The 24,502-nt window shown below is 67.0% G+C and carries 22 protein-coding genes and 1 tRNA gene; 19 read left to right on the top strand and 4 right to left on the bottom strand.

Going from position 1 to position 24,502, the window contains the following annotated elements:
- Positions 1–4: 4 nt before the first annotated feature.
- Positions 5–1,984, bottom strand: a complete 1,980-nt coding sequence (locus tag AC1Q7H_RS04300; protein WP_013955477.1) for a monovalent cation:proton antiporter family protein — start codon at positions 1,982–1,984, stop codon at positions 5–7.
- A gap of 141 nt (positions 1,985–2,125) precedes the next feature.
- On the opposite strand from AC1Q7H_RS04300, the gene AC1Q7H_RS04295 reads away from it, so the two are divergent.
- The 11 genes from AC1Q7H_RS04295 (at position 2,126) to AC1Q7H_RS04245 (ending at position 11,652) form a co-directional block, all read left to right on the top strand.
- A complete protein-coding gene (locus AC1Q7H_RS04295; RefSeq protein WP_035822810.1) occupies positions 2,126–3,109 on the top strand; it encodes a KpsF/GutQ family sugar-phosphate isomerase in 984 nt (327 codons plus the stop codon).
- 43 nt (positions 3,110–3,152) lie between these two features.
- Positions 3,153–3,782, top strand: coding sequence for an LPS export ABC transporter periplasmic protein LptC (gene lptC, locus AC1Q7H_RS04290; protein WP_013955475.1), 630 nt, complete (start codon positions 3,153–3,155; stop codon positions 3,780–3,782).
- Between the two features lie 68 nt (positions 3,783–3,850).
- Positions 3,851–4,501, top strand: a complete 651-nt coding sequence (gene lptA, locus AC1Q7H_RS04285) for a lipopolysaccharide transport periplasmic protein LptA (RefSeq protein ID WP_013955474.1) — start codon at positions 3,851–3,853, stop codon at positions 4,499–4,501.
- A 57-nt stretch (positions 4,502–4,558) separates the two neighbouring features.
- Complete coding sequence (gene lptB / locus AC1Q7H_RS04280) at positions 4,559–5,359, top strand: LPS export ABC transporter ATP-binding protein (RefSeq protein WP_013955473.1); 801 nt, start codon at positions 4,559–4,561, stop codon at positions 5,357–5,359.
- 135 nt (positions 5,360–5,494) lie between these two features.
- Positions 5,495–6,982, top strand: coding sequence for an RNA polymerase factor sigma-54 (locus AC1Q7H_RS04275; protein WP_492380985.1), 1,488 nt, complete (start codon positions 5,495–5,497; stop codon positions 6,980–6,982).
- 48 nt (positions 6,983–7,030) lie between these two features.
- Positions 7,031–7,381, top strand: a complete 351-nt coding sequence (gene hpf, locus AC1Q7H_RS04270) for a ribosome hibernation-promoting factor, HPF/YfiA family (RefSeq protein WP_010814386.1) — start codon at positions 7,031–7,033, stop codon at positions 7,379–7,381.
- A 455-nt stretch (positions 7,382–7,836) separates the two neighbouring features.
- Positions 7,837–8,292, top strand: a complete 456-nt coding sequence (gene ptsN / locus AC1Q7H_RS04265) for a PTS IIA-like nitrogen regulatory protein PtsN (RefSeq protein WP_010814385.1) — start codon at positions 7,837–7,839, stop codon at positions 8,290–8,292.
- A gap of 80 nt (positions 8,293–8,372) precedes the next feature.
- Entirely contained in the window at positions 8,373–9,344 is a 972-nt protein-coding gene (gene hprK / locus AC1Q7H_RS04260; protein WP_010814384.1) for an HPr(Ser) kinase/phosphatase, read from the top strand.
- A gap of 162 nt (positions 9,345–9,506) precedes the next feature.
- On the top strand, positions 9,507–9,899 hold the full coding sequence (locus tag AC1Q7H_RS04255) for a PsiF family protein (protein ID WP_010814383.1): 393 nt from the start codon (positions 9,507–9,509) through the stop codon (positions 9,897–9,899).
- A gap of 117 nt (positions 9,900–10,016) precedes the next feature.
- Positions 10,017–10,901, top strand: a complete 885-nt coding sequence (gene rapZ / locus AC1Q7H_RS04250) for an RNase adapter RapZ (protein ID WP_013955471.1) — start codon at positions 10,017–10,019, stop codon at positions 10,899–10,901.
- Between the two features lie 91 nt (positions 10,902–10,992).
- Positions 10,993–11,652: an LON peptidase substrate-binding domain-containing protein gene (locus tag AC1Q7H_RS04245; protein WP_013955470.1), complete on the top strand. Its 660-nt coding sequence runs from the start codon at positions 10,993–10,995 to the stop codon at positions 11,650–11,652.
- A gap of 23 nt (positions 11,653–11,675) precedes the next feature.
- Here the strand turns inward: AC1Q7H_RS04245 and mutY are convergent, their stop codons facing one another.
- The 3 genes from mutY to mutM all read right to left on the bottom strand — a co-directional run bounded on the left by mutY (position 11,676) and on the right by mutM (position 16,067).
- A complete protein-coding gene (gene mutY, locus AC1Q7H_RS04240; RefSeq protein ID WP_492378153.1) occupies positions 11,676–12,854 on the bottom strand; it encodes an A/G-specific adenine glycosylase in 1,179 nt (392 codons plus the stop codon).
- A gap of 99 nt (positions 12,855–12,953) precedes the next feature.
- Complete coding sequence (locus tag AC1Q7H_RS04235) at positions 12,954–14,906, bottom strand: dynamin family protein (RefSeq protein WP_211980673.1); 1,953 nt, start codon at positions 14,904–14,906, stop codon at positions 12,954–12,956.
- A 282-nt stretch (positions 14,907–15,188) separates the two neighbouring features.
- On the bottom strand, positions 15,189–16,067 hold the full coding sequence (gene mutM, locus AC1Q7H_RS04230) for a bifunctional DNA-formamidopyrimidine glycosylase/DNA-(apurinic or apyrimidinic site) lyase (protein WP_013955467.1): 879 nt from the start codon (positions 16,065–16,067) through the stop codon (positions 15,189–15,191).
- Positions 16,068–16,220: 153 nt separating this feature from the next.
- On the opposite strand from mutM, the gene AC1Q7H_RS04225 reads away from it, so the two are divergent.
- The 8 genes from AC1Q7H_RS04225 to AC1Q7H_RS04190 all read left to right on the top strand — a co-directional run bounded on the left by AC1Q7H_RS04225 (position 16,221) and on the right by AC1Q7H_RS04190 (position 24,489).
- Positions 16,221–18,179, top strand: a complete 1,959-nt coding sequence (locus AC1Q7H_RS04225) for a tetratricopeptide repeat protein (RefSeq protein WP_013955466.1) — start codon at positions 16,221–16,223, stop codon at positions 18,177–18,179.
- A gap of 92 nt (positions 18,180–18,271) precedes the next feature.
- Positions 18,272–18,865: a lipoprotein insertase outer membrane protein LolB gene (gene lolB / locus AC1Q7H_RS04220; protein WP_013955465.1), complete on the top strand. Its 594-nt coding sequence runs from the start codon at positions 18,272–18,274 to the stop codon at positions 18,863–18,865.
- Positions 18,866–18,873: 8 nt separating this feature from the next.
- The gene (gene ispE / locus AC1Q7H_RS04215) at positions 18,874–19,752 is read left to right on the top strand and encodes a 4-(cytidine 5'-diphospho)-2-C-methyl-D-erythritol kinase (RefSeq protein ID WP_492381044.1); all 879 of its coding nucleotides are present in this window, start codon (positions 18,874–18,876) and stop codon (positions 19,750–19,752) included.
- 59 nt (positions 19,753–19,811) lie between these two features.
- Positions 19,812–19,888 (top strand) — tRNA-Gln (locus AC1Q7H_RS04210).
- A 94-nt stretch (positions 19,889–19,982) separates the two neighbouring features.
- Complete coding sequence (locus tag AC1Q7H_RS04205; protein ID WP_010814374.1) at positions 19,983–20,936, top strand: ribose-phosphate pyrophosphokinase; 954 nt, start codon at positions 19,983–19,985, stop codon at positions 20,934–20,936.
- Positions 20,937–21,068: 132 nt separating this feature from the next.
- Positions 21,069–21,686, top strand: coding sequence for a 50S ribosomal protein L25/general stress protein Ctc (locus tag AC1Q7H_RS04200; protein WP_153953202.1), 618 nt, complete (start codon positions 21,069–21,071; stop codon positions 21,684–21,686).
- Positions 21,687–21,837: 151 nt separating this feature from the next.
- Entirely contained in the window at positions 21,838–22,434 is a 597-nt protein-coding gene (gene pth / locus AC1Q7H_RS04195; protein ID WP_013955462.1) for an aminoacyl-tRNA hydrolase, read from the top strand.
- Between the two features lie 195 nt (positions 22,435–22,629).
- The gene (locus tag AC1Q7H_RS04190; protein WP_211980672.1) at positions 22,630–24,489 is read left to right on the top strand and encodes a PhoX family protein; all 1,860 of its coding nucleotides are present in this window, start codon (positions 22,630–22,632) and stop codon (positions 24,487–24,489) included.
- The last annotated feature ends 13 nt before the right edge of the window (positions 24,490–24,502 follow it).

The raw sequence follows: 24,502 nt of genomic DNA, 5'->3' as shown, positions 1-24,502 counted from the left end.
CCGCTTAGCCGTTCAGGATGCGCGTCTCTGCCGCTTCCAGCGCCTCGGGCGGGCCGCGCAGCACTACGATGTCGCCCGGTTCCAGCACTGTCTCGGGCTCCGGGTCGAAGGCGCGGATGCCGCGCCGGCGCACCGCGGTCACTTCCACGCCGATGCGCTCCAGCCCCAGCACGCCAAGGCGCCGCCCCACCGCCGTGGATTGCGGCCCGAGCGACACGGAGTGCAGCCGCACCGAATCGCGCTCGACCATGTCCTCATCATCGTCGCGGCCGTGGAAATAGCCGCGCAGCAGGCTGTAGCGCGCGTCGCGCGCCTGCTGCACGCCGCGCACCACCCGGCGCATCGGCACGCCCAGCAGCACCAGCGCGTGCGAGGCCAGCATCAGGCTGCCCTCGATGATCTCGGGCACCACTTCGGTGGCGCCGGCCTTCTGCAGCGTGTCGAGCTCTGAATCGTCCACCGTGCGCACGATCACCGGCAGCGCCGGCGCCAGCTCCTGCACGTGGTGCAGCACCTTAAGCGCCGATGGAGTGTTGGCATAGGTGACGATCAGGGCGGCGGCGCGGTGGATGCCGGCGGCGATCAGCGCCTCGCGCCGGCCGGCGTCGCCGTAGACCACGGTATCGCCGGCCGCGGCGGCCTCGCGCACGCGGTCGGGGTCCAGGTCCAGCGCCACGTAGTTGATGCCCTCGCGCTCCAGCATGTGCGCCAGGTTCTGCCCGCTGCGGCCGAAGCCGCAGATGATGGCGTGTTTCTCGGTCTGCAGGCTCTGCGCGGCGATGCGGGTCATGTTCAGCGACTGCATCAGCCATTCGTTGGCGGTAAAGCGCAGCACGATGGCGTCGCTGTACTGGATCAGGAATGGCGCGGCCAGCATCGACAGCAGCATCGACGCCAGGATCACCTGGATCAGCACCGGGTCGACCAGGTTCAGGCCGTCGATCTGGTTCAGCAGCACGAAACCGAATTCGCCGGCCTGCGCGAGCCCCAGCCCGGTGCGGATGGCCACCCCCTGGCGCGAGCCGAAGACCCGCGCCAGCAGCGCGATCAGCACCAGCTTGAACAGCACCGGCACCACCAGCAGCGCCAGCACCAGCCATACGTGATCCAGCACTACGCGGATATTGAGCAGCATGCCGATGGTGACGAAGAACAGCCCCAGCAGCACGTCGCGGAACGGCTTGATGTCCTCTTCCACCTGGTGGCGGTAGGGCGTCTCGGAGATCAGCATGCCCGCCATGAAGGCGCCCAGCGCCATCGACAGGCCCAGCCGCTCGGTCAGCGCCGCCATGCCCAGCGTCACCAGCAGCAGGTTCAGCATGAACAGTTCCTGCGAACGGCGCGCCGCCACCACGTGGAACCAGCGGCTCATCAGGCGCTGGCCGAGGAAGAAGATGGCGCCCAGGGCCACCACGATCTTGACCGTGGCCAGGCCCAGCGCCACCATCAGGTCGCCCGGATCGCGCGACAGCGCCGGGATCACGATCAGCAGCGGCACCACCGCCAGATCCTGGAACAGCAGGATGCTGATGATATTGCGGCCGTGCTCGCTTTCCAGCTCCATGCGCTCGGACAGCATCTTGGAGACGATCGCGGTGGAAGACATCGCCAGCGCCCCGCCCAGCGCCACCGACGCCTGCCAGGACAGCGGGAACAGCCAGTTGAAAGCCCAGCTGGCCGGCACCACCGCCAGCATCGACAGCACCACCTGCGAGCCGCCCAGGCCGAACACCAGCCGCTTCATCGAGCGCAGCTTGGTCAGGTTGAACTCCAGCCCGATCGAGAACATCAGGAAGACCACGCCGAATTCGGCCAGGTACTTGGTCTGCGCGGTGTCGCTGGCCAGCCCCAGCGCATGCGGGCCGATCAGGATGCCAACGGCCAGGTAGCCCAGCATCGGCGGCAGCTGCAGCATGCGGAATGCGACCACGCCGAAGACGGCGGCGGCCAGCAGCACCAGGGTCAGTTCCAGCGGAGAATGCATCAGGCGGTCTGGGTGACCGGCCAGGCGCGCGTCCGACCCGGCACGGGCACCCTGCCGGCAAAATACGGCGAGCACGGCAAGCACGACGTGCGCCATGGGTCGGGCCAGGCGCCATCGCATTCGTTGGTATACTTCGTCGCCATGATAGCCAATTTCGATGCGGATCGAGCACTCAGACTCGCCCGCGACACTCTCCAGACCGAAGCCGATGCGGTTTCCGCACTTTCCGGACGCCTGAACGGCGACTTTGCCCGTGCCGTGCTGCTGATCCTGCAATGCACCGGGCGCGTGGTCGTCTCGGGCATTGGCAAGTCCGGCCATATCGGACGCAAGGTCGCGGCCACGCTGGCCTCTACCGGCACGCCGGCGTTCTTTGTGCACCCGGCCGAAGCCAGCCACGGCGACCTGGGCATGGTCACGCGCGACGACGTGCTGATCGCCTTCTCCAATTCTGGCGAGACCGGCGAGCTGCTGTCGATCATCCCGATCGTCAAGCGCATCGGCGCGCGGCTGATCTCGGTCACCGGCAACCCCGACTCCAACCTGGCCAAGCTGGCCGACGTCCACCTGGACGCGGCGGTCGAGAAAGAAGCCTGCCCGCTGAACCTGGCGCCGACGGCCAGCACCACCGCGGCGCTGGCGCTCGGCGATGCACTGGCAGTGGCGGTGCTGGACGCGCGCGGCTTTGGCGAGGAAGACTTCGCCCGCTCGCACCCCGGCGGCGCGCTCGGGCGCAAGCTTCTGACCCATGTGCGCGACGTGATGCGCACCGGCAACGCCGTGCCCGAGGTGCGTGAGAACACGCCGCTGGCCCAGGCGCTGATGGAAATCACCCGCAAGGGCATGGCCATGACCGCCGTGGTGGATCCGGACGGACACGCCATCGGCGTCTTCACCGACGGCGACCTGCGCCGCCTGCTGGAAACCCCGCGCGACTGGAAGACCGTGCCCATCGGCGAGGTCATGCACCGCAACCCGCACGTGGTCAACGAGAACCAGCTCGCCGTCGAGGCGGTGCAGGTGATGGAAGCCAACCGCATCAACCAGCTGCTGGTGGTGGACGACGACGGCCGCCTGACCGGCGCGCTGCATATCCACGACCTGACCCGCGCCAAGGTCATCTGAGCGGGCGCGGGCCCGGCACAACCGGCACAACGCCAAGGACACCATGCAGGCACTCCTCGCCTCCCTCAGCGGCATCGTCATGCGGCTGCTGCCGCTGCTGCTGATGGCCTTCGTGGCGGGCAGCACGTTCTGGCTGGTCCAGATCAACTCCCCCAAGGAAGACCTGGCCGCGCAAAGCACCAAGAAGCATGAGCCTGATTACTTCATGGACCGCTTCTCGGCCACCGAGCTGGCGCCGGACGGCAGCACCAAGATCCGCTTCACCGGCGAGCGCATGGTCCATTTCGAGGACGACCAGACCTACGAAGTGACCCGGCCCGCCATGCGCGCGTACGAGCCGGACCGCCCGCCGGTCACCGCCCGCGCCGATATGGGCCGCATGAACGCCGAGGGCTCGGTGATCGACCTGTACGGCAACGGCTTCGTCATGCGCCAGCAGGGCGTGGACGTGTCCAAGGACCCGCAGCTGACCGCCGCATCCAGTTATTTCCAGCTGCTGATCAATGACGACATCGTCAAGACCGACAAGCCAGTCAAGCTGACGCGCGGCCCGTCGGTGATGACCGCCAACGGCCTGATCTTCAACAACGTCACGCGCGAAGTACAATTGCTCGGCAATGTACGCGGCACCATCATCACCGGGCCGTCCCCAGGCCGCGCGCCGGGGTCCTGAGCCCCGGCCCGGGGGCCGCACCAACCCGCACCAACGTACCCAGACGCCCTCAAGCAACCCCTGCCAACATGACTGCTTCCCTGACGACATCGTCCCGTCGACGCACCGCCCCGGCTCTGCTCGCCCTGGCCATGGCCTTCGGCCTGCTGGCCCAGCCCGCCCTGGCCGAGCGCGCGGACCGCGACAAGCCGATGGTGCTGGAGGCGGACAACGCCAGCTACGACGACGTCAAGCAGATCTATACGCTGACCGGCAACGTGGTGCTAACCAAGGGCACCATGATCCTGAAGTCCGACGCCGCCGAACTGCGCACCGACCCCGAGGGCTACCAGTTCGCGGTAGCCACCGCCAAGCCGGGCAAGCAGGCCTACATCCGCCAGAAGCGCGAAGGCGTCGACGAATACATCGACGGCTGGGGCGACCGCATCGAGTACGACGGCAAGCAGGAGTACTCCAAGCTGATCGGCAATGCCCGCATGGCGCGCCTGCAGGGCGCCAAGCAGGTCGATGAGATCCGCGGCGCGGTGCTGACCTACGACAGCCGCAAGGAGTTCTACACGGCCGCCGGCGGCGGCAGTGGCGACGCCGCGGCCGCCAATCCGTCCGGTCGCGTGCGCGCGGTGCTGTCGCCGCGCCAGGACCAGAAGGCCGGCGCCACGGGCAATGGCGGCTCGCCGCTGGACCTGAAGACGGCGCCCGCGCCTGCCAACAAACCCTGACGCCTGGCGCCGGCTTGCCTGCCCGCGCCAGAAACGCCTGAACGCCAGACCGTGCCAATGACCGATACCGCAACCATCGCCGACAAGCCTTCCGTCGAAGCCTCCACCGTCCTTCCCGGCGGCAGCACGCTGGTCGTGCGCCACCTGAAGAAGCGCTATGGCTCGCGCACGGTGGTCAAGGACGTCTCGCTCGACGTGAAGAGCGGCGAGGTGGTCGGCCTGCTCGGGCCTAACGGCGCGGGCAAGACCACCTCGTTCTACATGATCGTGGGCCTGGTGGCGCTGGACGAAGGCGATATCGTGCTCGACGGCGACCACATCAGCGGCCTGCCGATCCACGAGCGCGCGCGCATGGGGCTGTCGTACCTGCCGCAGGAAGCCTCGGTGTTCCGCAAGCTCAACGTCGAAGAGAACATCCGCGCGGTGCTGGAGCTTCAGGTGAGCAACGGCAAGCCGCTGCCCAAGACCGAGATCGAGCGCCGCCTGGATTCGCTGCTCGACGACCTGCAGATCGCGCACCTGCGCAACAACCCGGCGCTGTCGCTGTCGGGCGGCGAGCGCCGCCGCGTGGAAATCGCGCGCGCGCTGGCGTCGTCGCCGCGCTTCATCCTGCTGGACGAACCCTTCGCCGGCGTGGACCCGATCGCCGTGGGCGAGATCCAACGCATCGTCAGTTTCCTCAAGGCACGCAATATCGGCGTGCTGATCACCGACCACAACGTGCGCGAGACGCTCGGCATCTGCGACCACGCCTACATCATCAGCGAAGGCACGGTGCTGGCCGCGGGCCAGCCCGAGGAAATCATCGCCAATGACGCAGTGCGGCGCGTCTACCTGGGCGAGAACTTCCGCATGTGACTTAACGGCCTGCCCGCGAGCGGCAGGCCTCTTCGCGGGCGCGCGTGGGCCCTCCCACAGCCAGCGGCGATCGGACCGCATAAGCGATAGCAATTTCCGTTCCAACAACGGAAAGATGCGCATAGAATAGCTCGCATGAAACCGTCGCTACAGCTCCGTCTTTCCCAGCATCTGGCCCTGACCCCGCAACTGCAGCAGTCGATCCGGCTGCTGCAGCTCTCCACGCTGGAACTGCAGCAAGAGGTCGAACAGGCGCTGACGGAAAACCCGCTGCTCGAGCGCGAGAACGACTGGATCGAAAGCCCGCTGCGCGTGGCGGCCGACGGCTCGGTCAACCTGCAGAGCGCACCGGCGCCCGCCCCGGCTGAGCCCCAGGGCAATGGCGAGGCTCGCGCCGACGGCGCGGGTGACGACGACAGCTATGGCGACAGCGGCAACGGCAACGGCGACGACTACGGCAGCGGCGACTGGAGCCTGGACGACTTTGCCCGCCGCCCCCAGGGCGACGAGGATGAAAAAACGCCGATGCAGCTGCGCGAGGCCGAGCCCACGCTGCGCGAGTACCTGATGGAGCAGCTCACGCCGCTGAAGATCTCGGCGCGCGACAAAGGCCTGGCCATCTTCCTGATCGAATCGCTCGACGACGATGGCTACCTGAGCGCATCGCTTGAGGAGATCTGCACGGAGTTGCCGGAAGAACTCGAGTTCGAGATCGACGAAGTCCACGCCATCCTCACGCTGCTGCAGAGTTTCGACCCGCCCGGCGTGGGTGCGCGCAACGCCGCCGAGTGCCTGGCCCTGCAGTTGCGACGCCTGACGCACCCGCAACGCGAACTGGCGCTGAACATCGTTAGCAATCACCTGGAGTTGCTCGCAGTACGCGACTACACGCGGCTGAAGAAGGCGCTGCAGGTAGATGAAGTGGCACTGAAGTCCGCACACGAACTGATCCGCTCGCTGGCGCCCTACCCCGGCCATGCGTACAGCCGCCCGGAAGCGGACTTTGTGGTGCCGGACGTGTTCGTGCGCAAGGGTGGCGGCGGCTGGATCGCGCAGCTCAATCCGGATGTGATGCCGAGGCTGCGCATCAACGATATGTATGCCCAAATCCTGCGTGGCGCGAAGGGTGAGTCCGGCACGGCCGGACTGCAGCAAAAGCTGCAAGAGGCGCGCTGGCTGATCAAGAACATCCAGCAAAGGTTCGACACAATCCTGCGTGTCTCGCAGGCCATTGTCGAGCGTCAAAAGAACTTTTTCAGTCACGGCGAAATCGCCATGCGCCCCTTGGTTTTGCGGGAGATTGCCGATACACTGGGTTTACACGAGTCAACCATCTCCCGGGTGACGACCAATAAATTCATGGCAACGCCGATGGGTACTTTCGAACTGAAGTACTTCTTCGGCAGCCACGTGTCCACCGAAACCGGTGGCGCGGCTTCATCAACGGCCATCCGCGCCTTGATCAAGCAACTGATAGGAGCCGAAGACCCGAGGAATCCCCTTTCCGACAGTCGCATTGCCGAACTGCTGGGTGAGCAAGGCTTTGTTGTTGCGCGCCGCACTGTTGCCAAGTATCGCGAAGCCCTGAAGATCCCCGCAGTCAATCTCCGCAAGTCTTTGTAGCCGAGCCCACCGCCTGCCTGGTGAGGCTCTTTCAGAAGGAGAAGCGCTATGAACTTCAAGATCAGTGGACACCACCTGGACATCACGCCCCCTCTGCGTGAGTACGTGGAAACGAAGCTGGAGCGAATCGTCAGGCATTTCGATCAGGTCATTGGCGTTAGCGTGCTGCTCTCTGTCGACAACCACAAGGAAAAGGACCGGCGTCAGTACGCGGAAATTAATCTACATCTCAAGGGCAAGGACATCTTTGTCGAGGCGCATCACGAAGACCTATATGCAGCGATCGACGCACTCGTCGACAAGCTGGACCGTCAGGTGATCCGCTACAAGGATCGCGTGCAAGGCCACGACCGCGAAGCGGTCAAGTACCAGATGGCCGCAGCGCAAATGCAGCAATGACCGTGCCCGGCAGCCCCGCAGCGGGCTGCTGAATCAGGATTGAACAGGCAAGCCGCGCCACGAAGCGCGGCTTTTTTGCGCCCTTGCGTTCCGGGTTGCCGCCGGCATGCCGCGCCCGCACTGGCGGTGCGGCCCGGCTGTGGCGCCGGAGCCAACGCTTTTCACCCGAATGGGCAAGAGTGTTCGCAAGCGCAGCGCCAAGGTGTATGCTGCGCCATACAAAGAGAGGGAATCCTGGCCGCGCCCCGCATCGGTGCGCCGGCTCCCGGCCCGGAGGCACGATTGCATCACCATGTATCGTTCTGCACCGGCTTGCCCCGCTGCGCTGCACAATACGGGGGTAGTCGCTGCTCTATAATGGGCCGGACGCCTCCGGCCAGGCCAACGGCAGCCCGGAGCCAGCCCACTGCCCCGCGGAACGATCTGCCCGCTAACTGAAATCCTGCGCATCGCCCATGAATCGTTTGGCCAAATTGCTGCCACCCGGCAACATCACCCTGGACGTCAGCGTCACCAGCAAGAAGCGTGTGTTCGAGCAGGCCGGGCTCCTCTTCGAGAACAACCATGGTGTGGCGCGCGCCATCGTGACGGACAACCTGTTCGCGCGCGAGTCGCTGGGATCCACCGGCCTGGGCGCCGGCGTGGCGATCCCGCACGGCCGCATCAAGGGCCTGAAGCAGCCGCTGGCCGCCTTCATGCGCCTGGCCGAGCCGATTCCGTTCGAATCGCCGGATGGCAAGCCGGTATCGCTGCTGATCTTCCTGCTGGTGCCCGAACAGGCTACGCAGCAGCACCTGGAAATCCTGTCAGAAATCGCGCAACTGCTTTCCGACCGCGACATGCGCGAAGGACTGGCCACGCTGCCGACGCCCGATGCCGTCCATCAGTTGCTGATCGCATGGCATCCCTGATCCCCTGATCCCCCAGGCGGGCCGGCACCAGACCGGGCAGGCGCCAGGCGCTTCGCAAACCGCCCCACCAGTCATACCGCATGGAACTCACCGGCGTCACCTCCCAGTCCATCTTCGACGACAACGCAGCCGACATCAAACTCTCGTGGGTGGCCGGCCTGGAAGGCGCGGACCGCGCCTTCGACGTGGAGTTCGCCCGCGAAGCCACCTCCGCCGCCGACCTGGTGGGCCACCTGAACCTGATCCACCCCAACCGCATCCAGGTGCTCGGCAAGCCCGAAATCACTTATTACCAGCGGCTGGACGATGAGACCCGCAAGCGCCAAATGGGCGAGCTGATCCTGTTGGAGCCGCCCTTCCTGGTGATCGCCGACGGCATGGAGCCGCCGCCCGACCTGGAACTGCGCTGCACGCGCTCGTCCACGCCGCTGTTCACCACGCCGGTGTCGTCGGCCGCGGTGATCGACCACTTGCGCCTGTACCTGTCGCGCATCTCCGCGCCGCGCGTGACCATGCACGGGGTCTTCCTCGACATCCTGGGCATGGGCGTGCTGATCATGGGCGAATCGGGCCTGGGCAAGAGCGAACTGGGCCTGGAACTGATCTCGCGCGGCCACGGGCTGGTGGCCGACGATGCCGTGGACTTCGTGCGCCTGGGGCCGGATTTTATCGAAGGCCGCTGCCCGCCGCTGCTGCAGAACCTGCTTGAAGTGCGCGGCCTGGGCCTGCTCGACATCAAGACCATCTTCGGTGAGACCGCGGTGCGGCGGAAGATGAAGATCAAACTGGTGGTGCAGTTGGTGCGCCGCAACGACGGCGAGTTCGAGCGGCTGCCGCTCGATTCGCAATACCTGGACGTGCTGGGCCTGCCGATCCACATGGTCAAGATCCAGGTGGCGGCCGGGCGCAACCTGGCCGTGCTGGTCGAGGCCGCGGTGCGCAACACCATCCTGCGCCTGCGCGGCATCGATACGCTGCGCGACTTCATGGACCGGCAGCGCGCCGCGATGCAGGCCGATGCGGTTTCGCGCGGCCAGGGCCGCCTGCTCTGAGCCCCAGCGTTTTCATTTGCTTACAACGGCGTTGACGCAGAACGTCAACGTTCTTCAGGCATGCTCCGTTTTGTGCTGTAATGGGCATCGCGCCCGTTACGGAAGCTGCAACGCCGGCAATGGCGCGCGGCCATGAAGTTTTCCACACCCAGGAGAGCAAGCATGAAGAAACTGATCGCGATGTGCGCGCTGGTCACCCCGATGATCGCCGCCAGCGCTTTTGCACAGACCACGGCCACGCCGGCAACCCCCGCCACGCCAGCCAAGCCAGCGGCCACCGCACCGGCAACGCCGGCCATGCCTGCCACGCCCGCCACCCCGGCTACCCCGGACAAGCCCGCAGCCAACGCCCAGCAGGACAAGATGAAGGCCTGCAATACGCAAGCCGCCGGCAAGAAGGGCGACGAACGCAAGGCGTTCATGAAGGAATGCCTGTCCAAGGGCGCGTCCAAGACCCAGCAGGAGAAAATGGCTTCCTGCAGCAAGTCGGGCAAGGGCAAGAAGGGCGACGAATACAAGGCCTACATGAAGGAATGCCTGTCCAAGGCAGCCTGAGCCGCAGCCAGCGCTGCAAACTGACGGCAAAAGCATGGCGAACCGCGAGGTTCGCCATGCTTGCTTTGTGCGTGGTGTCATGACGCCTTCATCACGTGATGCTATGCTTCAGTTGCTATGCGCATCATCCTCATCACCGGCATATCCGGTTCCGGCAAGTCCGTCGCACTGAACGTGCTCGAAGACGCAGGCTACTACTGCGTGGACAACCTGCCGGCTCAGTTCATCCCGGAACTGACCCGCTACCTCGACAGCCAGGGCTATACGCACCTGGGCGTCGCCACTGACATCCGCAGCCGCGAGTCGCTCGACCAGCTGCCCGACACCGTGCGCGCGCTGGCCGCGGAGCACCAGGTCGAGGTGGTGTTCCTGACCGCCAGCACCGACGCACTGGTGCAGCGCTATTCCGAGACGCGCCGCCGCCACCCGCTGTCGGTGCGTACCGACGGCATGCCGGGCCCTGGCGTTGAACCGGCCTTCAACGACACCGCGCTGATGGAAGCGATCGAGATGGAGCGCGCGCTGCTGAGCCCGCTGGCCGAGGCCGCGCACCGCATCGACACCAGCAATGTGCGCACCAATACGCTGCGCAGCTGGATCAAGGAGCTGATCCGCGACGACAGCCAGCGGCTGACGCTGCTGTTCGAGTCGTTCGGCTTCAAGCATGGCGTGCCCAGCGATGCGGACATGGTGTTCGACGTGCGCTCGCTGCCCAACCCCTATTACGACCTGGCCTTGCGCCCGCTGACGGGGCGTGACACGCCGGTGATCGACTTCCTGCAGGCCCAGCCAATGGTGCTGGCAATGGCCGAGGATATCCGCGCCTATGTGGAAAAGTGGCTGCCAAGCTTCATTGCCGACAACCGCAGCTACCTGACCGTGGCGATCGGCTGCACCGGCGGGCAGCATCGCTCGGTCTATATTACGGAAAGGCTTGCCAACTACTTCCGGGCGCATGGTAATGTGCTGGTGAGACACCGAGAGCTCGCACCGGCGGGCTGACGCAGGCGGGACTGCCCACTGGGATCACTGGCATCTGCGCACCGCGTTGGCCGGCTGGCCCATTGCTGCGCGATACCCAAGCTGGCACTGCATGTCCTCGACCGACCTCTACCGTCCCACGGGATCAGAAGTTCCGCCACGGACGCTCGACAACCTGCCGCTGTTCCCGTTGCACACCGTGCTGTTTCCCGGTGGACGGCTGCCATTGCGCGTGTTCGAGGCGCGCTATGTCGACATGGTGCGCAACTGCTTGCGCGACAACACACCCTTTGGCGTTTGCCTGATCGAAAGCGGCGAGGAAGTGGCCCGGCCGGACCAGCCTACCGTGCCCGAGCTGGTCGGCTGCCTGGCGGAAATCGTCGACTGCAACATGGAGCAGCTGGGCGTGCTGCTGATCCGCGCGCGCGGCCGCGAGCGCTTCCATATCGTCAGCCATGACACCCGCGACGACGGCCTGCTGGTCGCCCGCGCCGAGGTGCTGCCCCCCGACATCATCGACTGCAAGCTGGAGCTGCTGGGCGAATGCCTGGATGCGCTGCGGCGCATTGTCACGCGGCTGCACGCCGAGCACCCTGACCGGCTGCCGTTCGACGAGCCCTACCTGTGGGACGACCCGAGCTGGGTCGCCAACCGGCTGTGTGAGTTGCTGCCGGTGCCGCTCAAGGCCAAGCAGATGCTGATGGCGCTGCCCGATGCCGGCATGCGCATCGAGATCGTGCACCGCTACATGCGCCAGAACCACATGCTCTAGGCGCGGATCCCCAACCCCAGACTTCAGAACAGCCCGCCGCGCGCCTGGTCCTCCAGCAGCCTGCGCACCGGCGCGGGCGTCCCCACCGCATCGAGATCGTCAAGCGAGATCCAGCGCTGCGCGGCTTCCGCGGCGCTGTCCTGCGCCATCAGGCTTGCGCCGTCCGCACTCACATCGACCCGGATGGCACGGATCAGCAGGCGGAAGTGCGTGAACACATGGGTCAGCTCGCCGGTCAGCGCGGCGCGCGCGGGCTTGCCGAAGGCGCTGGCATAGTCGAGCGCCGCCGCCTCGGCGGCTTCCGCGTCGAAGGGCACGCTGTCGACCGGCATCTCAGGCAGGCTCCACAGCCCGCCCCAGATGCCGCTGCCGGGGCGCAGGCGCAGCAGCACTTCGCGCTGGCGCCGGACCAGCAGCATCACCGTGCTGCGCTCGGGGATGGCCGCGCGCGGCTTGGGCGTGGGCAGCACGCCGGTGAGACCGTCGCGGCGCGCCACGCAGTCGGCCGACAGCGGGCACGCGCCGGCATCGGCCAGGCAGGCCGGCTTGCCGCGCGAGCATACCGTGGCGCCCAGGTCCATCAGCCCTTGCGTATAGGCGATCATGTCCTCGGCCTGGCGCGGGCCTGCCGCTGGCAAGGCCAGCTCGGCCAGCTGCCACATGCGCGTTTCCACCACGCGCTCGCCCGGATGGCCGTGGATGCCGAAGCAGCGCGCGAACACGCGCTTGACGTTGCCGTCCAGGATCGGCGAGCGCACGCCGGCGCTGAACGCGGCGATCGCCGCGGCGGTGGAGCGGCCGATGCCGGGCAACGTGGCCAGCAGCGCGGGATCGGTCGGGAAACGGCCACCGTGCTCGCTCACCACCTGCATGGCGCAGCGGTGCAGGTTGCGCGCGCGCGAGTAGTAGCCCAGCCCCGCCCATAGCGCCATGACCTGGTCGGCAGGCGCCGCCGCCAGTGCCTGCACCGTGGGCAGCTGCGAGACAAAGCGCTGGAAGTAGTCGATCACCGCGCTCACCTGGGTCTGCTGCAGCATGATCTCCGACAGCCAGATGCGGTACGGGTCGCGCGTGTTCTGCCACGGCAGGTCGTGCCGGCCATGCTGGCGCTGCCAGTCGACCACGCGGGCGCCGAAGTCGGGCGGCACGCGGATATCGTCGGGGATGGCGGGAACGGCACGGGGGGCTGGTTTGCGGGGCATCTGGGTGAAACGTTCTGAAGCGCGGGGGCACGGCGGCGCACCAAAGTAAATGGCGCCGCTCAGTGCGGCGCCACATGATATACCGGCTTCAGGATCTGGCTACGCCACCGCAAGGCTCGCGCTGTCGGCGGCGGCCGTCGGCCGCAGCAGCCGCTGCGCGTAGCCCTCGATACGGCCGCTGCGCTCGTCCAGGCCGTTGAGCACTTCCTCGAGCTCGGCAATGCGGCTTTCCAGCGTGTCGGTGGCCTCGTGGATGCGCTCGATCGAATCGACGCGCCGGCGCAGCTGCTTCTGGTGCTCGCGCACCTGCGCCTCCAGCGGCGTCATCACCGACTTGAGCCAGACCTCGATATCGCGGTTCAGGTCGCGGAAGTTCTCCAGCACGCGGCTGGCCATGGTGCTGAAGGCGCTCTGCACCAGCTGCGGGCGCGAGCGCGTCAGCATGCTGACCGTGCCGAAGTGCGCATGCACCAGGCGCAGCGTTTCCTCAAGCTCGGCCACGTAGCGCTCGGCAGTGAACTGCATCGGCGCGGGCAGCGTGAAGCCGTGCTCGGCGTTGAAGCGCCGGTACATGCTTTCGATCAGCTGGTGCAGCTGGCCGATCTTGTTGTCGGCATCGGTCACCAGCCTGGTCAGCTGCGCGAACAGCGCGTCCATGTCTTCGCGCAGGCCGCGCGAGAAGAAGCGCTCTTTCATCTGCTCGCGCGCGCTGCGCATGGTGAGGCGCACGTCGCGCAGCTGCAGGCTCTTGATGATGTCGGCACTGTGGCGGCCGAAAACCAGGCGCAGCGCCTGGAACTTGCTGATGCTCTGCTCGAACTCTTCCTTCTCGCCCTGCACGCGCATCAGCATGTGCTTGACCATCGCGTGGTTCTTGCCGCGCAGGCCGCGCAGCTCGAACAGCTGCTCGACGATATCGCGGCGGCGGGTCTGCAGCAGCTGCTGCGCGGCGCGCGCCATGTCCTGCACCAGGCGGTGCGCCTGGTCTGAAACGATCTCGCGCCGGCGCGGGATCAGCTGGTCGGACAGCACGTGCTCGAACTCGGGCAGGCCGCTGCGCGCCAGCAGCTCGTCGTCGTGTGTGACCTTGGCCACCAGGCCTTTCTGCGCCGATACCGGATAGACGCGCGACTGCTCGATACCCAGCACCTGCCCGGTGGTGGACACCTGCCGCGCAATCTCCTGCGCGATCTCGCCCGGCTCGCGCAGCGGATCCCACAGCCCGTCGATCTTGTTGAGCACCGCCAGGCAGCCGCGCCGGTGGCCGGCGCCGACATGGCTGCGCCACAGCTCCAGGTCGCTCTTGGTGACACCCGCATCGGCGGCCAGCACGAACACCACCACATGGGCGTCGGGGATCAGCCGCAGCGTCAGCTCGGGCTCGGTGCCGATCGCATTCAGGCCCGGCGTGTCCAGGATCACCAGGCCCTGGCGCAGCAGCGGATGCGGGAAATTGATGACGGCGTGGCGCCAGCGCGAGATCTCGACCATGCCCTCGGCATCGACCGCGTAGGCGGCATCGGGATCGTTCTCGTGGTACAGGCCCAGCGCCTCGGCCTGCGCGGGCGGCACGCGCACGGTCTGCACCACGTGCTGGAACGCAGCCAGCATGCCCTCGGGCGAAGACGGGTCCAGCGGCACCGAATGCCAGTGCGAAGCCGAGGTGCCGGCCTCCAGGAAGTCAGCGGTAGAGGCCTCCTGCAGGCGTGTCTCGATCGGCAGCAGCCGGATGCACGGCGGCTCGGCCTCGTCATAGCGCAGCTCGGTCGGGCACATCGTGGTGCGCCCCGCCGACGACGGCAGGATGCGGCGCCCGTAGTCGGCAAAGAAGATGGCGTTGATCAGCTCGCTCTTGCCGCGCGAGAACTCGGCAATAAAGGCGACCTTGAGGCGGTCGCTGCGCAGCACGCTCTGGATGCGCTGCACGCGGTCATCGGCCTGGGCGTCGTACAGGTCGTGCTGCTGCAGCCAGGACTGGAATTCGGCCAGTGACTGGAGGACCCCGGTTCTCCAGGCGCCGTATTGTTCGAATTGATGGGCGAGCGTTGTCATGGAGCTGTTCGGCTGACTTGGTTTTACCTCGGGGCACGCCGCTTTCGCGCTGCGCCCGTGTTCGCGCAATGCCGGCCCGACCACTGTCTACCCTGCAAGCGGTCGGGCCATTTTGTAACTTTTTATGACTGCACACACGATACAGGTTTCCACAGCGGTTTTGTGGAATTCACGCCCCTCGGTCATGGCTTGCACAAGGAGTGTTGCGCCGACCCATCGACAATCGCCGGCGGCGCGCATTGTGCGCCACACGGCGCCTGCCCGGGCGGCTGCCGCCAGGGCTCAGTGCTGGCAGTTCGGGCAGTAGAAGGTGGAACGCTGGCCCTGCACGATCTGGCGCACCGGCGTGGCGCAGACGCGGCACGGCTGGCCCGCGCGGTCGTAGACCAGGCAATCAAGCTGGAAATAGCCGCTGGCGCCGTCGCTGCCGACAAAGTCGCGCAGCGTGCTGCCCCCGCGCTCGATCGCCTGCGCCAGGGTCTCGCGCACCGCCTGCGCCAGGCGGTCGCAGCGCGCGCGGCTCAGGCGCCCGGCCGGGGTGGTCGGGCGGATGCCGGCGCGGAACAGACTCTCGGACGCATAGATATTACCGACGCCCACCACGATGCCACCGGCCAGCAGCACGGTCTTAATGGCGGCGCTGCGCCCGCGCGTGTGGCGGTGCAGCCAGGCGCCGTCGAAGGCAGGATCGAAGGGCTCGATGCCGAGCGTGCGCAGCAGCGGATGCGACGGCAGTTCGGCCTCGGGCAGCGTGCTCCACAGGATGGCGCCGAAGCGGCGCGGATCGCGAAAGCGCAGCACGATGGTGCCCGGTTGGGTGCCCAGCGCGGCGCCGGGCGCGGGGGCCAGCAACAGGTCCAGGTGGTCGTGCGCGCCAGGCGGCGGCGCATCGGGCAGCACCCGCAGCGTGCCGGTCATGCCCAGGTGGACCAGCAGCCAGCCGGCCGACTCGCCCGCCGCCTCGCTCACGCATTCCAGCAGCAGGTATTTGCCGCGGCGCTCGATCCGGCGCACCACGCGCTGGGCCAGCCGCATTTCCAGTTCCGGATCGACCGGCCAGCGCAGGCCGCGGTGGCGCACCGTGACCGCGGCGATGCGCCGCCCCACCACATGCGGCAGTAAGCCGCGCCGGGTCACTTCGACCTCGGGCAATTCTGGCATCGAACCTCTCCGTTGGTTACCGCTCAAAACTCCTGCGGCGCCTGTGGGCACCGGCCCGCGGCGCCAAGCAGCGCATTGTAGCGGCAGGCTACAATGGCCTCATCAATGCGTTTTCTCCCATCCTTCGCCAGCGCGCGCCGGAGCAATCACTACATGTCGGACCTCATGCCGGACCTGATGCCGGACTCCACGTTGCAAGCCACCGCGGGCGGCCTCCCGATCGCTTTTCCAGGCGCCGTTCCCCGCACAGCGCGCACGGCTGGCGCCCTGGCCCGGTTTTTCCAGGCGCCGCGCCGCCATGCGCGCGCGCTGGCCGCCTCGGCATTGCTGGCCCTGGCCGCCGGCGCCAGCCATGCCGCGCCGCCCGCGGGCGCCATGCCATTGCCATCGGCACTGCAGTTGGCCGCGGCCGAAAGCGAGCGCCCCGCCGCCGCCAGCAAGCCGGCACGCAGCGCGCTGCCGTCGCTGGAGCTGACCGACGACATCGTCTATATGGTGCTGGCCGCAGAGATTTCCATGCAGCGGGGCCTGGTCGGCCCGGCCTACCGGACCTACATGGAACTGGCCCGGCAGACCCGCGACCCGCGCTTCGCGCAGCGCGCCACCGAGATCGCCTTCAATGCGCGCATCCCGCAGCAGGCGCTGGACTCGGCGCGCCTGTGGAAGGAGATTTCGCCGACTTCACCCGCCGCAAATCAGGTGCTGTCGACGCTGCTGGTGCTCAACGGCCGCTGGGACGATGCCCGGCCCCTGCTGCAGCAACAGCTGGCGGCGGTGCCGGCCACCCATCGCGGCGAGGCCATCCTGCAGCTGCAGCAGCAGCTGTCGCGCACCAGCGATCCGGCCGGCGCGGCCACACTGCTGCAGGACCTGACCAAGAATGACACCAAGCTGCCTGAAACGCAGCTGGCCCTGGCGCGCGCCAGGGAAGTCGCCGGCGACGAGCCGGGCGCGCTCGCCGCGCTCGACCAGGCGCTGCGGCTGCGCCCGGACTATGAAGCGGCCGCGCTGATGGCGGCCGAGCTGCGCGCCGAGAAACAGCCCGACGAAGCCGTCGCGATCCTGAAGCGCTTCCTGGACAAGTCGCCCGATTCGGTCAACGGCCATATCACGCTGGCGCGGCTGTACCTGCTGCGCAATGACATGCAGTCGGCCCGGCAGGAGTTCGAGACGCTGCGCAAGGTAGCCCCGGGCGACCCGCGCGTGCCGCTGGCATTGGGCCTGACCAGCCTGCAGGCCAAGAACTACGGCGAGGCCGAGCAGTACCTGAAGGAATACTTGCAGCTGGTCGAGAAGCAGCCCACCGCCAACCCCGACATTGCCTACCAGTACCTGGCGCAGATCGCCGAGGAGCGCAAGGACTACGCCGGTGCCATCCAGTGGCTGGACCGCATCGAGGACATCCGGCTGGCGCCCGCGGCCACCGCCAAGCGCGCACAGTTGCTGGCGCGCATGGGCAAGCTCGACGACGCCCAGGCGCTCTTCGGCGAGATGCTCACCGACGCCGAGGACATCCCCGATCCCGGCCAGCGCACGCAGCGCGTGACCGCCATCCGCCAGGCCGAGGTGGCCACGCTGATGGAAAGCAAGGCCTATGACCGCGCCCGCAAGCTGCTCAACGACCGCGTCACGGCCGAGCCCGACAACGCCGACTGGATCTACGAGCTGGCCATGCTCGACGAGCGCCAGAAGCGCTACGACAGCATGGAAAAGGGCCTGCGCAAGGTGATCGCGCTGCAGCCGCAGCAGAAGCAGGGCTACAACGCCCTGGGCTACTCGCTGGCCGACCGCAACGAGCGCCTGCCCGAGGCGCTCAAGCTGCTGGAGCGCGCCTCCGAGCTGGGGCCGGATGATCCGTACATCATGGACAGCCTGGCCTGGGTCAAATTCCGCATGGGCGACCTGCGCCCGGCGGCCGACCTGCTGCGCAACGCCTATTCCAAGGCGCCCGAGGCCGAGATCGGCGCGCACCTGGGCGAGGTGCTGTGGCAGCTCGGCGAGCACGACGAAGCGCGCAAGACCTGGACCGAGGCCGTCCGGACCGATCCCGAGAACGAGACCCTGGTCGACACGCTGCGCCGCTACAAGGTCAACATGCAACTGTCCAAGTAACCCCGCCGCCGCGGCCCGCAGCCCGGGTCCGCGGCGCCGGATTCCCGTCAGCCGGCGGCCGCCGCCGCGCCGCCGTCCTCACGACCAAGCCCATGAACCGATCCCGACGCCTGGCGCTCCTCTGCCTTGGCGCCCCGCTGCTGCTGCAGGCGTGTGCCAGCGTGGCACCGTCGCGCAGCTTTGATGGCGACCAGGCCGCCGCCAGCCAGCAATACACCGGCCGCTTCTCCGCCAACTACGTGCGCTACGGGCGCGACGAAGGCGTGCAGGGAAGCTTCCGCTGGGAAGAGCAGGGCCGCAACGTGCGACTGGACCTGGTGTCCCCGCTTGGCCAGACCCTGGCCGTGGTGACCGCCACGCCGTCCGGCGCCACGCTCGACCTGCCCAACCAGCCGCCGCGCAACGCGCCCGAGGTCGACACCCTGATGGAAGAAGCACTTGGCTTTGCGCTGCCGGTGTCCGGCATGCGCGACTGGCTGCACGGCCGCGCCACCAAGGGCGCGCCCGCGCGCACCACGCGCGACGAGCAGGGCCGGCTGGCAACGCTGGCGCAGAACGGCTGGACCGTGCGCTACGTCGCCTGGCAGGAAGCGGCCGCCCAAGTGCCGCGCCGCATCGACCTGGCGCGCGACGCCGGCAGCAATCCGCTGTCGGTGCGCCTCGTGATCGATCCCCAGACGCCGTGAACCACGCCATGCACCGCAGCCAGCCCCTGCCCCCGCCCGAACTGCGCGACTGCCCCGCGCCGGCCAAGCTCAACCTGTTCCTGCACGTGACCGGCCGCCGCGCCGACGGCTACCACACGCTGCAGACCGTGTTCCAGCTGGTCGACTGGTGCGACACGCTGCATTTCCGCAGGCGCGATGACGGCCTCATCGCACGTGTCACCGACGTGCCCGGCGTGCCGGCCGACACAGACCTGACAGTGCGCGCCGCGCGCGCCTTGCAGGCTGCCAGCGGCACGGCCTTCGGCGCCGATATCGCCATCGACAAGGTGCTGCCGATGGGCGGCGGCATCGGTGGCGGCTCGTCCGATGCCCCCACCACGCTGCTGGCGCTGAATCACCTGTGGGGACTGGGCCTTGCGCGTGCCGAACTGATGCGCATCGGCCTCGCGCTGGGCGCCGACGTGCCGGTGTTCGTGTTGGGCCAGAACGCCTTTGCACAGGGCATCGGCGAGGACCTGACGCCAGTCGAGCTGCCCGACAGCTGGTTCGTAGTCATCCACCCGAAACAGCATGTCCCCACCGCTGAAATTTTTTCGGACGAGTGCTTGACAAGGGATACGCCGCTCTCCATAATTGCGGTCTTCGCTGCTCGCACAAACAAATTCGATTTCGGTCGCAACGACCTGGAACCGATAGCAACAGCGAAGTTCGGCGAAGTCGCCCGAGCCCTAGCATGGCTGAAGCAACACAATCAGCATGCCAGGATGACCGGTTCCGGAGCCTGCGTGTTTGCGCGTTTTCCCGACGCAGCAACAGCACAGCAGGTTTTGGAAAGGTTGCCCCCTGAATGGGATGGCAGGTGTGTGCGCAGTCTGGCACGTCATCCGCTCGCAGCGCTCGCGTAGCAAGTTTTCGTTCGGCGCGGTACGGCAGTCTGGTACCACGAAGAACGGCCCGGTTGTGTAGGGGAGTCGCCAAGTTGGTCAAGGCACCGGATTTTGATTCCGGCATTCGAAGGTTCGAATCCTTCTTCCCCTGCCATTACATTCCTATAGTGTCCTTACGGACCCTCTGTATCAGTCACCGGCTTTGCCGGTGACACCAAGCTCCCCCAGCAGCAAGACAGGTGCCCCGAATGAGCAGCGAAGGCTTGATGGTATTTACCGGCAACGCCAACCCCAAACTCGCGGAGGCTGTCGTACAGCACCTCGGCATTCCTCTGGGCAAGGCGTTGGTTGGCCGTTTCTCCGACGGCGAAGTTCAAGTTGATATCCAGGAAAACGTTCGCGGCAAGCACGTCATCGTGCTGCAGTCCACCTGCGCGCCGACCAACGACAACCTGATGGAACTGATGGTGATGGTCGACGCGCTCAAGCGCGCCTCGGCACGCAGCATCACCGCCGCCATGCCCTACTTCGGCTATGCCCGCCAGGACCGCCGCCCGCGTTCGGCGCGCGTCGCGATCTCGGCCAAGGTCGTGGCCAACATGCTGGAAGTCGCCGGTGTCGAGCGCGTGCTGACGATGGACCTGCACGCTGACCAGATCCAGGGCTTCTTTGATATTCCCGTCGACAACATCTACGCTTCGCCGGTACTGCTGGGCGACCTGCGCGAGAAGAACTACGGCGACCTGCTGGTGGTGTCGCCGGACGTCGGCGGCGTGGTCCGTGCCCGCGCACTGGCCAAGGAACTGAACTGCGACCTGGCGATCATCGACAAGCGTCGTCCCAAGGCCAATGTGGCCGAGGTGATGAACATCATCGGTGAAGTCGACGGCCGCAACTGCGTCATCATGGATGACATGATCGACACCGGCGGCACGCTGTGCAAGGCCGCCCAGGTGCTGAAGGAGCGCGGCGCGCTGAAGGTCTTCGCCTACTGCACGCACCCGGTGCTGTCGGGTGGCGCGGCCGCCCGCATCGCGGACTCGGCGCTGGACGAAGTGGTGGTATGCGACACCATCCCGCTGTCCGAAGAAGCCGCCAAATGCACCAAGATCCGCCAGCTCTCGACCGCCCCGCTGCTGGCCGAGACCTTCACCCGCATCGTCAAGGGCGACTCGATCATGTCGCTGTTTGCGGGTTCCTGATAGAATTTAGGGCTTTACTGCGTTGATCGCCGTTTTTCAGCGATCAACGTGACCTGATCGGCGCATCATTTTCTGTTTGCGCCGCAACGAGGCTGTCTGGTCGCGGACAGCCTTCTTACATTTGGAGTCATCATGAAAGTTGTCGCTTTCGAGCGTAGCGTACAGGGAACGGGTGCGAGCCGCCGCCTGCGCAATTCGGGCAAGACCCCCGGCATCATCTACGGCGGCGCCGCCGAACCGAAGATGATCGAACTGGATCACAACGCGCTGTGGCACGCCCTGAAGAAGGAAGCGTTCCACTCGTCGATCCTGGAACTGGAAGTCGCTGGCAAGTCGGAACAGGCCCTGCTGCGCGCATTCCAGATGCACCCGTTCAAGCCGCTGGTGCTGCACGTCGATTTCCAGCGCGTGTCGGCCAACGACAAGATCCACGTCAAGGTGCCCCTGCACTTCATGAACCAGGAAACCGCTCCTGGCGTGAAGCTGGGCCACGGCATCGTCAACCACATCGTGAACGACCTGGAAGTGTCGTGCCTGCCGGCCGACCTGCCTGAGTTCATCGAAGTGGACCTGGCCGCCGCCGAGCTGAACCAGACCGTCCACCTGTCGGACATCAAGCTGCCGAAGGGCGTGACCGTGATCACCCACGGTGACGACAACCCGGCTATCGCCAGCATCTCGCAACCGGCTGGTGCCGTGTCGGAAGCTGCCGAAGGTGGCGAAGCCGCTGGCGAAACGCCGGCTGCCTAAGCTGCAGCAGCGGTTGCGGCCTGCCGGCCGCGCCACGAAGAAACCGCCGCTTCTTGCGGCGGTTTTTTTTCGCCCGGCAGCCGTCTGCCGGTTTTTCGGTATCCTTGGCGCTTGTGGCGCAGCCTTGCGCGCCAACGACCCAGTCAAACGCATGATCAAGCTCATCGTCGGCCTCGGCAATCCCGGTGCGGAGTACGAGGCCACCCGACACAACGCCGGCTTCTGGCTGGTGGACCAGCTGGCCCGCATGGGCGGCGCCACGATGCGCGTGGAGGGCCGCTTCCACGGCCTGGCCGCGCGTGCGCGGCTGTGGGACCAGGATATCTGGCTGCTCAAGCCGTCGACCTTCATGAACCGCTCCGGGCTGGCCGTGGTGTCGCTCGCGCGCTTCTACAAGGTCCTCCCCGACGAGATCGTGGTCGCGCACGACGAGATGGACCTGCCGGCGGGCGCGGCCAAGCTCAAGCGCGGCGGCGGCGCGGGCGGCCACAACGGGCTCAAGGACATCTCGGCCCACCTGTCCACGCAGGACTACTGGCGCCTGCGCCTGGGCGTGGGCCATCCGCGCAACGCGCCCGGCGGCGCCGGCGCGGGCCGCGAGGACGTGGTCAACTTCGTGCTCAAACCGCCGCGGCGCGAGGAGCAGGAAGCCATCGATGCCGCCATCGACCGCTGCATCGACCCGCTCGGCCTGCTGGCGCGCGGCGATGCCGAACGCGCCATGGCGCAGCTGCACACCACGCGCTGACAAATACGCACATCCCTGCGACAACAGCATGAAAACGGGCCGCATCTGCGGCCCGTCGTCATTTGGCGGTCCAAGACTGCTGTTGCAGACAATATGTCATCAAAGTGCCATGGGCGGCACATACATTCCGTGGTTTCCAATCGCATCGGTATCGCATGGTGGCCGATGCGCATGACAACCCACAGGAGGAAGCCCATGTCGTACCTGACCGATGAAGCACGAGCCGCCAGCCGCGCTGCCAAGCCCGACGTTGAAGTGCCCGGCCAGATGCTTGAAGACATCGTAGCCGCCAATCCGGCCCGCCGCCGGGTGCTGCGCGGCGGCCTGGGCCTGTCGCTGGCCTCGGCGTTCGGCAGCGGCCTGCTGGCCGCCTGTGGCGGCGATGACGATCCCGCACCGGCACCGGCACCGGCCCCCGCGCCCGCACCCGCTCCGGCCCCCGCGCCCGCCGCGGTCGCCCCGAGCTACGACGTCACCTTCGAGCCGATCGCCAAGTCGACCGCCGATACCGTGGTCGTGCCCAACGGCTACAGCGTCGACGTGCTGTTCTCCGCCGGCGACCCGGTCGAAGCCGGCGCCACCGGCTATGCCGGCGCCTTCCAGTCCTCGGCCGAAACCGAGCGCCAGGCCGGAGGCAACCACGACGGCATGCACTACTTCGCGCTGCCGGGCGTCGATCCGCAGAAGGGCGGCCTGCTCGCGATCAACCACGAACTGCCGGACTACAACATCCTGTTCCCGACCGCCTACAACGCCGCCACCGCAAGCGCGGAGCAAAAGCGCATCGCCCTGTCGGCGGTGGGCATCTCGGTGATCGAAGTCGAACTGGCCGTCAGCGGCAAGTGGCAGGTCAAGCGCGACTCGATCTACAACAAGCGCTACACCGGCAACACGCTGTACCGCGTGGGCGGCCCGGCCGCCTCGGTGGTGGGCTCGACCGTGGTCGGCATGCTCAACAACTGCTCGAGCGGCTACACGCCGTGGGGCACCTACCTGACCTGCGAAGAAAGCACGGACAACTACATCGACCCGACCCAGGCCGAGAACGGCTACGGCTGGGTGGTCGAGATCGACCCGTACGGCACGCTGGGCGCGCCGGCCAAGCGCACGGCGATGGGCCGTTTCGACCATGAGAACGTCGCCTTCCTGACCGACGCCAGCAACAACGTCGCCTTCTATATGGGCGATGACGGCACGCCGGGCTGCATCTACAAATTCATCCCGAGCAAGGCCTTCGATCCGAACAACCGCGCCGCCAATGCCAACCTGCTGGACAGCGGCACGCTTTACGTTGCCAGGTTCAATGCCGACGGCAGCGGCCAGTGGATCGAGCTGACGCAGGGCAAGAACGGCCTGACCGTCGGCGCATCGGACCCGGGCAACTGGACCCAGTCGGCGGTCTCGCCGGCGCCGAGCACGGTCGACTTCACCAGCCAGGCCGATGTGCTGATCAACACCAAATCGGCCGCGCGCGTGGCCGGCGGCACGCTGATGGACCGCCCCGAGTGGATCACGGCCGCACCGGACAAGACGCTCTACTGCACGCTGACCAACAACAGCGGCCGCCAGCAGACCGACGCCGCCAACCCGCGCAAGAACAACCTGCACGGCCATATCGTCAAGTGGAACGAAGCCGGCAATTCGCCGCTGGCCACGACCTTCACGTGGAGCATCCTGCTGCAGGCAGGCGACCCGTCGCTGGCCACCGACAACCTGAAGGGCAATATCAACGGCGACACCTTCTCCAGCCCGGACGGCCTGCGCGTCGACCCCAAGGGCCGCCTGTGGGTGCAGACCGATTCCAGCACCAGCGCCACCTATACCGGCACGTTCGGCAACAACAGCATGTACTACATTTCGCCGACGGGTCAGTCCCGGCGCTTCCTGGCGGGCCCGACCGGCTGCGAGATCACCGGCATTGCCTACACGCCGGACCTGACCACCTGCTTCATCAATATCCAGCATCCCACCGGCAAGTGGCCGGACGCGGCCAAGCCGCCGCGCTCGTCCACCATCGTGGTGCGCCGTAGCGACGGCAAGCCGATGGGTGCGTGACCGCGCAGTGTTG

The organism is Cupriavidus sp. GW823-FHT06D04 (assembly GCF_058795055.1).
The sequence above is the reverse complement of the archived record's forward strand: the minus strand, read 5'-3'. Positions and strand labels throughout refer to the sequence as shown.